The organism is Streptomyces sp. WAC05374 (genome assembly GCF_004353505.1).
Classification (GTDB): domain Bacteria; phylum Actinomycetota; class Actinomycetes; order Streptomycetales; family Streptomycetaceae; genus Streptomyces.
Genome location: NZ_SMNQ01000025.1, coordinates 40,034 through 52,866, shown reverse-complemented (window position 1 = coordinate 52,866; position 12,833 = coordinate 40,034). Strand labels below are relative to the sequence as shown.

Annotated in this window: 10 protein-coding genes; all 10 read left to right on the top strand. The window is 74.6% G+C overall.

All coding sequences use genetic code 11. The annotated features are described in order from the left end of the window. Nucleotides 1-40 precede the first annotated feature (40 nt). Genes E2B92_RS30285 through E2B92_RS30240 form a run of 10 tightly spaced genes read left to right on the top strand, consistent with a single transcriptional unit; the run spans nt 41 to nt 12,761 of the window. On the top strand, nt 41-865 hold the full coding sequence (locus tag E2B92_RS30285) for a thioesterase II family protein (RefSeq protein WP_235024048.1): 825 nt from the start codon (nt 41-43) through the stop codon (nt 863-865). 37 nt (nt 866-902) lie between these two features. Continuing rightward, nucleotides 903-1,739 carry an isocitrate lyase/PEP mutase family protein gene (locus E2B92_RS30280; RefSeq protein WP_126883287.1) on the top strand — a complete coding sequence of 279 codons (837 nt, stop codon included), beginning with the start codon at nt 903-905 and terminating at the stop codon, nt 1,737-1,739. A gap of 9 nt (nt 1,740-1,748) precedes the next feature. After that, entirely contained in the window at nt 1,749-2,771 is a 1,023-nt protein-coding gene (locus E2B92_RS30275; protein WP_200836980.1) for a 3-oxoacyl-ACP synthase, read from the top strand. After that, complete coding sequence (locus tag E2B92_RS30270) at nt 2,768-5,098, top strand: iron-containing redox enzyme family protein (protein ID WP_126883288.1); 2,331 nt, start codon at nt 2,768-2,770, stop codon at nt 5,096-5,098. Before E2B92_RS30275 ends, E2B92_RS30270 begins: the two co-directional genes overlap by 4 nt. A gap of 56 nt (nt 5,099-5,154) precedes the next feature. Then, nucleotides 5,155-6,372, top strand: a complete 1,218-nt coding sequence (locus E2B92_RS30265) for an acyl-CoA dehydrogenase family protein (protein ID WP_126883289.1) — start codon at nt 5,155-5,157, stop codon at nt 6,370-6,372. Between the two features lie 29 nt (nt 6,373-6,401). Then, nucleotides 6,402-7,541 carry a cytochrome P450 gene (locus tag E2B92_RS30260; RefSeq protein ID WP_126883290.1) on the top strand — a complete coding sequence of 380 codons (1,140 nt, stop codon included), beginning with the start codon at nt 6,402-6,404 and terminating at the stop codon, nt 7,539-7,541. A 58-nt stretch (nt 7,542-7,599) separates the two neighbouring features. Beyond that, entirely contained in the window at nt 7,600-8,751 is a 1,152-nt protein-coding gene (locus E2B92_RS30255; protein WP_126883291.1) for a saccharopine dehydrogenase, read from the top strand. After that, nucleotides 8,748-9,935 (top strand): saccharopine dehydrogenase C-terminal domain-containing protein, encoded by a 1,188-nt coding sequence (locus tag E2B92_RS30250; RefSeq protein ID WP_126883292.1) that lies wholly within the window; start codon nt 8,748-8,750, stop codon nt 9,933-9,935. Before E2B92_RS30255 ends, E2B92_RS30250 begins: the two co-directional genes overlap by 4 nt. Then, nucleotides 9,932-11,347, top strand: a complete 1,416-nt coding sequence (locus E2B92_RS30245) for an ATP-grasp domain-containing protein (protein ID WP_126883293.1) — start codon at nt 9,932-9,934, stop codon at nt 11,345-11,347. Before E2B92_RS30250 ends, E2B92_RS30245 begins: the two co-directional genes overlap by 4 nt. Then, nucleotides 11,337-12,761, top strand: a complete 1,425-nt coding sequence (locus tag E2B92_RS30240) for an MFS transporter (RefSeq protein WP_126883294.1) — start codon at nt 11,337-11,339, stop codon at nt 12,759-12,761. Before E2B92_RS30245 ends, E2B92_RS30240 begins: the two co-directional genes overlap by 11 nt. Nucleotides 12,762-12,833: the final 72 nt, after the last annotated feature.

Below are 12,833 nucleotides of genomic sequence, written 5' to 3'. Positions count from 1 at the left end.
CCGAGCCGCCCGAGCAATGAAGAGGAATGGTGCGTCTTCCGTGATCGATTCACCGTGGCTCATCAGCGCCACCGGATCGGGCGCCGCCGCGGCCGGAGCCGGCGGTGAACCCCCCGTCCGCGTCTACTGCTTCCCGCACGCCGGCGGCAACCCCCGCTCCTTCCTCGCCTGGCAGCGGGACCTGGAGGCCACCGCCCGGATCGTCGCCATCTGCCCTCCGGGGCGGGTCCACCGCTTCCGCGAGCCGGCCGCGGCGTCCGTCGCCGAACTGGCCGACGGCGCGGCCGAAGCCATCGCCGCGGCGGAGCGGGCCGAAGGGCCGGCGGGCTCCTTCCTCCTCTTCGGGCACAGCTTCGGTGCCGTCGTGGCGTTCGAGGTGGCCCGCCGGCTGCGCGGCACGCCGGGACTGCGTCACCTGGTCGCCTCCGGGTGCTCCGCGCCCTCACTCCTGCCGACCCGGCGTGTGGTGGAGACCGCACGGCTGGACGGCCGGGAGTTCACCGAGGCCGTCGGCTTCTTCGGCGGGCTGCCGCCCGAGGTGGTCGCCGACGAGGCCCTGGCCGAACTGCTGCTGCCGCACCTGCGTGCCGACTTCCGCATGGTCGCCCACTACGCGTACCGCGAGGACGCCCCCCTGACCGTGCCGGTCACCCTCGTCAACGGGACCGACGACCCGCACGTGAAGGACGCGGGCCTGGGGCCCTGGGCGCGCGAGTGCGCCGGCGAGCCCGCCCTTCACTGGGTGGACGGCGGCCACTTCTACTTCCAGGACGACCCGCGCGTCCTGACGGGACTCCTCGGATCGCTCGTCCGGGTGGCGTCCGGCGCCGGTCTCGACACGGCCGAGCACGTTGAACTTATCTGAGCCGGTCAGGCCACCGTCACGACCACGAGGAACCACCATGAGCAACACCTCCGCCGACCAGCGCCGCAAGGCCGAGACGTTCCGCGCACTGCACGCCGCCGACCGGCCGTTCGTCGTCGCCAACCCCTGGGACGCGGGCACCGCACGCCTGCTCACCGGGCTCGGCTTCGCCGCCCTCGCCACCACGGGCGCCGGGTTCGCGTACAGCCTCGGCAGGCCGGACGGCCACGTGACCCGCGAGGAGATCCTGGACAACGCGGCGGCGATCGCCGGCGCCACCCACCTGCCGGTCTCCGCCGACCTGGAGAGCGGCTTCGGCGACAAGCCCGAGGACGTCGCCGCGACCATCCGGCTCGCCGCCCGCGCCGGTCTGGTCGGCGCGTCGGTCGAGGACTCCACGGGCCGCGCCGGCGACCCGGTCCGCCCGCTGGAGGAAGCCGTCGAACGGGTCGCCGCCGCCGTGGCCGCCGCACGCGAACTGGACTTCCCCTTCACCGTCACCGCACGCGCCGAGAACTTCTTCCTGGGCCGCCCCGACCTGGCCGACACCATCCGCCGCCTCCAGGCGTACGAGGAGGCGGGCGCCGACGTCCTGTACGCGCCGGCGCTGCCCGACGCGGACGCCGTGCGTGCCGTGTGCACCTCGGTCGGCCGCCCGGTCAACGTCCTCATGGGCGGCGCCCTGCGCCTGTCCGTCCCGGAACTCGGAGAGCTGGGCGTGCGCCGCGTCAGCGTCGGCTCGGCGATGTCGCGTGCCGCGTACGGCGCCCTCGTACGCGCCGCCGAGGAGATCCGCGACCGGGGCACCTTCACCTTCGGGGCGGACGCGCTGCCCTATGCCGACCTCAACAGCATTCTCGACACCGGAGAGTGATCCCGCACCGTGACGCCGTCCACCCCCGCACCCACCACCGCCCGCCCCCACGATCCGGGCCCGGGCCCCGCCGGCACCGTCCACCTGTGCGGCCCCGCCTACGTCCTCGGTGAGCAGGACGCCGACCACACCACCGTCCAGGGACTCACCGAACGCGCCCGCAAGTTCGGCATGCCGGCCAAGGCGTCCCTGTGGGGCTGGGGCCGGGTGCGCCGCACCGCGAAGGACCTGGAGACACTGGCCGTGGAGAGCGGCACCGCCACCCTGCGAAGCTGCGGCGCCGACCCCGGGTCCGTGGACGCCCTGATCCTGTGCTCGACGCGGTTCCCCGGCGGTCCCGTGACGCACGGCCGGTTCGTGGAGCACATCCTGACCGGACTCGGCGTCGGGGACGCGGCGTTCACCGGCATCACGCTCAACCGCTGCACCAACCTGCTGGTCGGCATCCGGACCGCCCAGGCGCTCGTCGCCGCCGGGCACCACCGCCGGGTGCTCGTCATCACGACCGACCGGGTCACCGACGAGTCGGTCCGCATGGAGAACTTCGCGCTGTTCAGCGACGGGGCGGCGAGCTGCCTGGTGAGCGACGAGCCCCTCGGACCGGACACGTACGAGATCGCCGGCGGCGCGTCCGCGCAGGACCCGGGCGCGCTGGACTGGTCGCACGAGATCAGCGCCGACCTCGCGCGGGTCGTCAACGAGCGGATCTTCGAGGCCGCAGGGATGAAGGCGGGGGACGTCCACGCGGTCCTGCACACCAACCTGTACCGCCCGGTCGTCGTACTGAAGGAGCGTCAAGCGGGGTTCTCCAAGGAGCAGTTGTTCCTGGACAACATCGCCCGGACCGGTCACTGCTTCGCCGCCGACCCCCTGATCAACCTGGTGGACCGTGCCGCCGCCCACGGCACCCGGCCCGACGGGCACTACCTGCTGGTCTCCAGCGTGCCCGGCGTACGGGTCGGCGTCCTCCTGCGCAGACCACCGCACACGCCGGACCGGATGCCGGCCACCGACCTCGGGAGCACCGCATGAGCACGCGTTCCACGGTTCCGCCGCGGGACCTGACCACGTCCCTGCCGACCGGACCCGTACGGGCCGGACGCGCGGCGGCCGACGAGGCCGCGGCCGTCGTGGCGGGAGCCCCGGCGGACCTCTTCCGCAGGCTGCTCGCCGACCAGGAGAGCGAGGCCGCCCTGCTGACGGCCCGCCAGGTGCTGCACGGCTTCCTGGAGGAGACCCACGCCGGCGACGCGGCGCCCACCGGTGCCGACGCGGAGGCCCGCCCCACCAGTGCCGACGCGGCGCCCACCGGTGCCGACGCGGAGGCCATCGCCGCGTACGTGCTGGCCGCCCGTGCCCGGATCGCGCCCGCCGTCGCCGCGCTGACCCGCGCGGAGGCCGGTCCCGAGGTGCGTGACGCCGTCCTGCGGCAGCGCGCACCGCTGGCGCTGCTCGGCGCGTGCTGGCTGGACACCGTCTCGCAGGCGGCCACCCAGCCGGCCGTGATCGTCAACGAGCTGTTCGGCCACCACTTCGCCCTGACGGGCGAGGGCACCTGGGACAAGGGCGCGACCGCCCGGCACCGGCGGGCGCTGGCCGAACAGGGCGTCCACCTCCCGGACGTGGCGGCGGCGTCGTTCCTGGACGACGCGGCGGCCAGGCCGCTGACCGCGCTGCACGGCGCGTTCCGCCTGGCGCTGTCCCGGCTGCCCGCGTCGTTCCTGCCCGAGGTCGTCGGCGTCCACTACGCCGTCCACGCGCTCGGCGTCGACGACCTGCTCATCGGCACCGAGCCGGTGCTGCCGGAGGAGGCGGTGCGCGAGCTGCTCGCCTCGTACCTGCGGCTGGCGGCGGACAGCCCGACCGGCGCGGAGGACGTGCGGCGGCTGCTGGCCGCGGTGCGGCTCGTGGTCCGACTGGAGGAGGAGCACACCGCGCTCCTGACCGAGCTGGCCGCCTGGCACTCCGGCCTGTCGCTGGACGCCCGGGTCGCCGCGATCGTGGCGAAGCACGCGCCGCTCGCGGGCCGCCAGCACCGTGCCGTGCGCCTCGGCGACCGGCGCCTGTCGGAGTGGCTGGACGACGAGGAGATGGACCTGGCCGCCTTCATGGCCGAGTTCCGGGCGTCCCGGCAGATGCGGGCGTCGCGGGACGGCGGCTGCCGGTTCCTGAAGGCCATCAAGTTCGGCGGCCCCATGTTCGGCATCTTCGACGAGCGCGAGGCGGCGACGTTCACCGCGTGGGCCGAGGCCATCGCGGCGGGCGAGCCGGCCGACCCGCACTTCCCGCCCAACACGGCGGGCGACGAGGCGGCCTGCCGCTGGGCCCGTGCCCTGGGCCGGGCCCGCTGCGCCGACGAGGTCGCCGAGGAGGGCGAGCTGATCGCCGAGGGCGCGGCGCTCGGCCACCGGGAGCTGCTGCACCGACTGGTGAACCACGAGCGCTTCCCCGGCATCCTGCCGGTGGCCCGCGCCCACGCCGAGGACCGGCTCGCCGACGCCGAGCTGCTGTTCACGCACGGCGCGGGGGGACGGCTGACCGACGCCTCCTGGTTCGACTACACGCCCGACGCGCTGATGGCCCGGGTGGAGCGGATCTACTGGGACAAGCTGGTCAACCCCTACCGGCCGCTGACCGAGATCCCGGACCGCGACGAGGTGATCTTCGGCCAGTCGACGTTCGCGCTGGGAAGCCTCATCGACGGCACGTGGGCGTACCGCATCGGCAACGTCGGCCGCCGCCACCGGCCCGGCGACGGCATGCTGTTCTCGATCTACGCGGACGAGATGGGCCGCGGCGACATCGCCAAGAACCACATCACGCTCATCAACCAGGTCCTGGCCAGCATGGACATCCTGCTGCCGCACATCAGGGACGAGGAGTTCCTGGACCAGCGCGACCTGCCGGACGAGCTGTACGGGTTCTCGCTGCACCAGCTCAGCCTGGCGCTCTTCCCGGACAGCCTGTACGAGGAGATCCTCGGCTACAACCTCGGCATCGAGATGTTCGGGCTCGGCGAGATGCGGCTGCACGAGATACAGAAGCTGCGCCGCCACGGCCTCGACATCGCGTACGAGGAGGCGCACCTGTCGATCGACAACTTCTCGGCGGGGCACGCGCGCCAGTCGGCCGACATCATCGTCGCCCACCTCGACGCGGTGCGGCGCGACGGCGGCGAGGACGCCGTGCAGCGCGCCTGGCGCCGTGTCTGGCGCGGCTACGCGTCCTTCGCGTACTTCGTGGAGCACGCGCTGGTGAAGCAGGCCCTGAAGGACGAGGCGGCCCGTCCGGCCGCACCCGCGCGGGACGCCGAGGTGTCCGAGCGGGCCCCCGGCGACAGCGTCGAGCTCGTCCTCTGAGCGCCACCGGCCCGTCCCTGCCCATCCGTCCCCGATTCCCCGCACGGAGTCACCCTGTGGAAACGACCACGAGCTTCGACCCCGAGATCCTGCTGCTGCCCTTCCACGACGCGGGTCACCGCCGTCTCGCCGAGGACTTCGGTGCCTGGTGCGACACCCGTACGGCCCTGTGGGAGAAGGTGCGCACCATGGACCCGGACGACGCGGGGCGCACGCTCGCCGCGGAGCTGGGCCGGGCCGGCTGGTTCGCCGCGCTCGACCCGGCCGGCGCGCCGGAGGACGGGCCCGGTGCCGGCGCCCCCGGTGACATGCGGGCGCTGTGCCTGATGCGGGAGGCGCTCGCGTACGCCGAGGACCTGGCCGACTTCGCCTTCTCCATCCAGGCGCTCGCGGCCACGCCGGTGATGCGGTTCGGCAGCGAGGAGCAGCGCCGGCGCTGGCTGCCCGCGCTGGCGCGGGGCGAGGCGATCGGGGCGTTCGCCGTCTCCGAGAAGGAGGCCGGGTCGGACCTGGCCGCCGTCTCCCTGCACGCCGAACGCACCGGGGACGGCGGGTACGTGCTCAACGGCGGCAAGGCGTGGATCGCCAACGGCACCATCGCGGACGTCGTCGTGGTGATCGCCCGTACCGGTGAGGGCCCGGGGCCCCTGGGGCTCACCGCCTTCCTGGTGCCGGCCGGCACGCCGGGGGTGACCGCCGAACGGATCGACGCGCTCGCGCCCCGCTCGTTCGCGCACCTGTCGTTCACGGACGTCCGGCTGCCGGCCGGGGCCGTGCTCGGCCGGCCGGGCAAGGGCTTCGTCGTCGCGGTGGACCTGCTGGAGCGGTTCCGGATGACGGTGGGGGCTGCCGCGCTCGGGTTCGCGCGCCGGGCCGCGGACACGGCGCTGGCGCACACCAGGTCCCGCTCGGCGTACGGCGGTGTGCTGTTCGACCTCCAGCTCGTCAAGGCGTCGCTCGCGGACATGGAGGTCAAGCTGAACGCGGCGGCGCTCCTGGTGGCGCGCGCCGCCTGGGAGTGCGACCGGGGCAACCGCGGCTACGCGCGGCACTCCAACATCGCCAAGGTCCACGCGACGGAGGCGGCGCAGGAGGTCGTCGACGCGGCGGTGCAGCTCCTGGGCGCCTCGGGCGTCGTCCGCGACGGGGTGACGGAGCGCCTGTACCGGCAGATCCGTTCCCTGCGGATATACGAGGGCTCGACGGACGTCCTGCGGCTCGCGATAGCGGGCGCGCTGGACATGCGCCGCGCCGCACGGACCGCCACCTTCTGACCAGCCGCAGTACACCGAGGAGTTCAGCGTTGACCACCCCGATCGAGGCAGTACGGCTGCCCGACCCCCGTGCCGCTTACGCGTCGCTGCTGCGGACGCGCCCCTTCGCCTTCGACGAGCGCGTCGGCGCGTGGGTGGCCGCCGACGCGGCGGCCGTGCGGGCCGTGCTCGGCTCGCCCGCGCTGCGGGTGAGGCCGCCGGCCGAACCGGTGCCCGCCGGTATCGCCGGGAGCGCCGCGGGCGAGGTGTTCGGCGACCTCGTACGGATGACGGACGGGTCGGTGCAGCAGCGGCTGAAGGCCGTGGTGGTGGACGCGCTGGGCACGGCCGACGCCGCGCACACCCATGCCGTGGCCGCCGGCCACACCCGCGACGCCCTCGGCGACGGCCCGGGTCAGGGACTGTTCCAGGACCTGATGTTCGGGGTGCCGGCGCGGACCGTGGCCTCGCTGTGCGGGCTCGACCGGGGCGCGGGCGCGGAAGCGGCGCGGGCCATCGGTGACTTCGTCCAGTGCATCCCCGCGTCGGCGACGCCCGCGCAGCAGCGGGAGGCCGCCCTCGCGGCGGCCCGGCTGCGGGAACTGCTCGGCCCGGGCATCGAGGCGGGCGAGGGCGGTCCGGGCCTGCTGGGCGAGCTGGTACGGGCGGCGGCCCGGGCCTCGTGGAGCCGCACGGCGCCACTGCTCGCCAACGCGGTGGGGTTCCTGTCGCAGACGTACGACGCGACGGCCGGGCTGATCGGCAACACGCTCGTCGCCCTGGCGCGCGGCACCGCGAAGGTGCCGGGCACCCCGGAGGAGACCGAGGCGCTGGTGCGGGAGATCGTGCGCTACGACGCGCCCGTCCAGAACACGCGCCGGTTCGCCGCCGAGCCCTTCGCGTACGCCGGGCGGACCGTGGAGCCGGGCGGCCAGGTGCTGGTCGTCCTCGCCGCCGCCAACCTCGATCCGACCGTCAACACCGAGCCGCTGGAGCTGCGGCCGGGCCGGGTGGACCCGGTGGTGTTCACCTTCGGCGCCGGGGCGCACCGCTGCCCGGGCGAGGAGGTCGCGGTGTCCATCGCCTCGGCCGTCGTCGGTGAGCTGGTCGCCGCCGGCCTGGCTCCCGGCACCCTGCCGGCGGAGCCGGAGTACCGGCCGCTCGCCAACGCCCGTATCCCGCTGCTCTGACGCCCCCGCCGAACTCCCCTCATCCCTCACCCTCATCACGGACGGAAGTCACTGACCGATGCCGGACATGCCCCACCTGTGGATGCGGCACGAATCCCGTGCGAGCGAACGCCGCGCGCCCCTGGTGCCCGAGGACGCCGCGAGGCTCGTCGCCCAGGGTGCGACCATCACCGTCGAGGAGTCGCCGCAGCGCGCCTTCCCGCTCACCGACTACACCGCCGCGGGCTGCCGCACCGCTCCCGCGGGGAGCTGGGCCGACGCCCCGGACGACGTCTTCGTCGTCGGCCTGAAGGAGCTGCCGGACGAGCCGAAGGAGCTGCGCCACCGGCACGTGTTCTTCGGCCACGCCTACAAGGGTCAGACGGGCGCCCGGGAACTGCTCGACCGCTTCACCTCGGGCGGCGGGCGGCTGCTGGACCTGGAGTACCTGACCGACGGCGCCGGACGGCGGCTGGCCGCGTTCGGCTACTGGGCCGGGTACGTGGGTGCCGCGCTCGCCGTGCTGCACCGGCGCGGGACGCTGACGGCACCGCTCAGGCCCCTGGACAAGGCGCGACTGGACGCCCTCCTCGCCGCCGGGAGCGGCGGCTCCACCGGCAGCTCCCCCCGCGGCACCCGAACGGCCGACGCCCTGGTCATCGGCGCCCTCGGCCGCAGTGGCCGGGGCGCGTGCGACGCCCTGGAGGTCGCCGGGGTGGAGACCGCGCGGTGGGACGTGGCGGAGACCCGGGAGCTGGACCGGGCGGCGCTGATCGACCACGACATCCTCGTCAACACCGTCCTGGTGACCCGCCCCGTGCCGCCGTTCCTGCGCACCGAGGACCTGGACGATCCGCGGTGCCGGATCTCCGTCGTCGCGGACGTGACGTGCGACGTGACGTCGGAGTGCAACGTCCTGCCGGTCTACGACGAGATCACGGACTGGGAGCGCCCGGCGCGGGCGCTGCGCGGCGGCGAACGGCCCGTCGACGTGATCGCGATCGACAACCTGCCCTCGCTGCTGCCGGTCGAGGCGAGCCGGGCGTTCTCCGCCGAACTCGCGCCGCACCTGGGCAGGCTGGGCACGGGCGACCCGGTGTGGGAGCGCTGCCTGGGCTCGTTCGAGGCGGCCGTACGCGACGACGGCGGCGCCCGCGAGGCCGGACCGTCCCCCCACCGCCCCGGCGACCGCGCCGCGGCCCCGTCGACGACCGAGGAGACCCGCCCGTGACCACGACCCCGCCCGTCCCCGCGAGCGGCACCGTCCACTGGATCGGCACCGGCCTGTCCACCGGCCGCTCGGGGCTCGCCCTGCTGTGCGACCGCGCCGCACGCGTGGTGCTGTGGGACCGCACCGCGGACCGTGCCGCCGCCCGCCTGGCGGCCCACGGCCTCACGGGCCGCGCCGAGGTGCGCGCCCTGGAGCCGGAGGCCCTGGAGAGGGAGGTGGGCGCCGGTGACGTGGTGGTGTCGATGCTGCCGGCGGCCGAGCACCCGCGCCTGCTGCGCCTGGCGATCGCCGCCCGGGCGCACTTCGCCTGCACGAGCTACGTCTCCGACGAGCTGCGCGAGGAGGCCGCGCGGGCCGCCGGCGCGGGCCTGGTCGTCCTCACGGAGGCCGGGCTCGACCCGGGCATCGACCACCTGATGGCACATCAGCTCGTCGAGCGGGCACGCGAGGAGATCGGCGACACGGCCGCCTCGGTGACCTTCACCTCGTACTGCGGTGGCGTCCCGGCCGTGCCGAACGACTTCCGCTACCGGTTCAGTTGGGCCCCCTACGGCGTGCTGGCCGCGCTCGGCTCCCCCGCCCGCTACATCGACGGCGGCGCGGAGCGCACCGCCCCCCGCCCCTGGGAGGCGACGCGGGAACTCGTGCTCGCCGGGGAGACCTTCGAGGTCTACCCGAACCGTGACAGCGTGCCCTTCGCCGCCCAGTACGGCATCCCGGCCGGATGGCACCTGGACACCTTCGTGCGCGGCACGCTGCGCAACGCGGGCTGGCGGGCCGCCTGGAGCGAGGTGTTCGCGACCGTGCGCACGGGTGACGAGCACCAACTGCGCGCTCTTGCCAAGGAGCTCGCCCAGCGCTACCCGACGAACGAGACCGACCGGGACCGGGTGGTGCTGTCGGTCGCGCTTCAGGTGAGCGGGGCCGGGGGCGGCCGTGACTGGCGCGGGGCGCTGCTGCTCGACCTCACGGGCGACGAGGCGGAGAGCGCGATGGCCCTGTGCGTCTCGCTGCCGCTCGCGTACGGCGTGACGCGCCTGCTCGACGGCGGCCTGCCGGCGGGCCTCAACCGGGCGGCGGAGTCCCCGGCCGAGGCCGGCCGCTGGCTCGCGTCCCTCGAGGACCACGGCGTGCGCACCGCCTTCGTCGACACCCTTCCGACCGAACCAGGAGCACCTCGATGACCACGGGCACGCAGACGGACATACAGGCGAACGGGAGCACGGTCGTGGCCACCGGCGAGCGGACGGCCGCGCACGGCACGGAGACGGACGGCGCCAGGCCGCGCGCCTTCGTCCTCACCGGGGCGTTCTGGGTCGTGTGCCGCAACCCCCGCTATCTGGAGGAGCTCGCCGCACGCGGGCTGAGGATCCTCCTCGTCACCCCGGAGAGCTACCGGGAGCAGGCGCAGACCTGCCGCAAGGACCCGGAACACCCGGCGTCCCTGATCGACGACATCGCGTACGTCGACGGCGCGCTGGACCAGGAGGGCTCCTTCACGCCGAGCTTCGTGTCGGGCGTGCGCGCCTGGCAGCAGCGGTACGAGATCACCGGCGCGTACGCGGTCGGCGAGACGCTGGTGGAGCAGACGGGTCTGCTCTGCGACACGCTGGGGCTGCGCGGCCCGGGGCTGCGCGCCACGCGGGTCTGCCGCAGCAAGTACCTCCAGCGCTGGTACCTCGACGGGTTCAGCCCGGTGTCGGTGGTGATCCCGCCGGCGCGGCGCGAGGAGGCGGCGCTGGCGGAGCTGCCGTACCCGGTGGTGCTCAAGCCGGCGACGCGGCACTCGAGCTCGGGCGTGGTGGCGGTCTCGGACGCGGCCGCCCTGCGGTCGCTGCTGGCCACGTACCCCGCGTACGAGACGGTCCTGGTCGAACAGCAGGTGACGGGCCAGGAGTTCTCGGTGGAGAGCCTGGTGCAGGACGGCGAGGTGATCTTCGCGTCGGTGACCCGCAAGGAGACCACCGAGTCCCACGCCCGGACGTTCGTGGAGCTGTCCCACTCCGTGCCGAACGCCGACGCGGACGCCGAGCGGCGGCTGCTGGAGGCGAACCGGCGCATGCTCACCGCGCTCGGCTTCCGTGACGGGATCGCCCACGCCGAGTGGCGTACCGGCGACGACGGCCGACCGTACCTGATGGAGGTCGCCGCCCGTACGCCCGGCGACGGGCTGCTCGCCCTGTACCACCTGGCGACGGGCCGTCCGCTCGAACCGGAGATCGTCCGCATCGCGCTCGGGGAGCCCGCCGCGTACCCGGCGCCGCGCCGCTGGACCCGCCAGGTGTACCTGGAGCACGGGACCGGGACGCTGGAGGACGTCTCGGTCGACTGGCCGGGCGTCCGCCCGGTGTGGGTCGCCGACGGCAGGATGTGGCCGGAGCCGGCCCCGGGCGCGCCCGAGGACCCCGCGGCGCTGCGCGCGGTCCTGGTCCTGAAGGAGCGCGGCGCGCGGCTCGCCCCCCTCGCCAGCTCGGACGACCGTGCCGTGACCTTCCTGATCGACGCGCCGTCGCCGGCTGAACTGGACGCGCTGGAGCAGCGGGTGCGCGCGGCGGTGACCGTCACGACGGGGCCGGAGGCCGGCGATGTCGGCTGAGACGGAGCCCGGCGGCCGGTCCGGCGGCACCCCCGGCCCGGGCGGGGCGGCCGGGGCCGCGACGGCGGACACGGCGGGCGCGGGTGAGGGAGCGCCGGAGAAGGTCCGGGTGTGGGCCACCTTCCGGGACGCGCCGCTCGCGGTGAAGACGGTGCTCGCGGGCGTGCTGGTCAACCGGCTCAGCGGCTTCCTCCACGTCTTCCTGGTGCTGTTCCTGACGTCGAAGGGCTTCTCCAAGGAGCACACCGTCCTCGCGCTCGGCGTGTACGGCGGCGGCGCCGTCGTCGGCACCCTCGTCGGCGGCGCGCTCGCGGACCGCATGGGCGTGCGCAACGCGACGGTGCTGTCGATGGGCAGCACGGCGGTGCTCACCGCGGCCCTGCTGTACCTGCCGAGCTTCCCGCTGGTGCTCGCGACCGTCGCCCTCGTCAGCCTGGGCGCCCAGTTGTTCCGGCCGGCGTCGGCCACGCTGCTGGCCGAGCTGACGGACGACGACCGGCAGGTCATGGTCTTCGCGATGTACCGGTTCGGCCTGAACGTGGGCGCGACGGCCGCGCCCCTGCTCGGCTACGCCCTCTACAACGCCGGCGACCACAGCTACACCCTGCTGTTCTGGGGCGAGGCCCTGATCGCCCTGGTGTACGCCGGCTTCGCCCGGGCGACCCTGCCCGGCGGGACGCGCGGGGCGGCGGCGGGGGCTGCCGACGGGGAGCGGTCCGGTACGGGGAAGGGTGCGGCGGGGTACGCGGCGGTGCTGCGGGACCGCAGGTACGTGCTGTACCTGCTGGCGGCGCTGTGCCACGCGGCGGTCTACATGCAGTACCTGTCGACGCTGCCGCTGTACATGACGTCGGTCGGCATGGCGCTGTTCTGGTACACCTTCGCGGTCTCCCTCAACGGGTTCATCGTCATCGCCTTCGAACTGCTCGTCACCAAGCTGTCGCAGAACTGGCCGCTGAGGATCACGATCGGTCTCGGCTTCGCCCTGGTCGGCGCCGGAGTCGCCTTCTACGGGCTGCCGATCGGCCCCGCCGCGATCGTGGTGGGCACCCTGATCTGGTCACTCGGCGAGATCCTGGGCGGTCCGGCGGTGTTCGCCTACCCGGCGAAGGCGGGGCCCGAGCACCTGAGGTCCCGTTACATCGGCAGTTTCCAGTTCATGTTCGGGCTGGGCACCGCCCTGGGTCCGATGCTCGGGAGCTGGCTGTTCCTGCGGCTCGGCGGGATGGTCTGGCCGGTCGTGGCGGTCGGCTCCCTGCTGGCCACGGTGCTGGGACTGATCGCGGTGCGGCCCCGTCCCGAGGCCCCGGCCGAGCCGGCGGACGACCCGCGCGGCGAGGAGGAACCACCCCCGGCGCCGGCCGAGGACACCCGCGTACCGGAGCCGGCCGGAGCCGCTCGCACGCAGGGCTAGCCGGGCAGGCGCACGGGCCACCCACCCCGCACACCCCGCACCCACCACGCACGGCGCACCGGCGCCACGCGG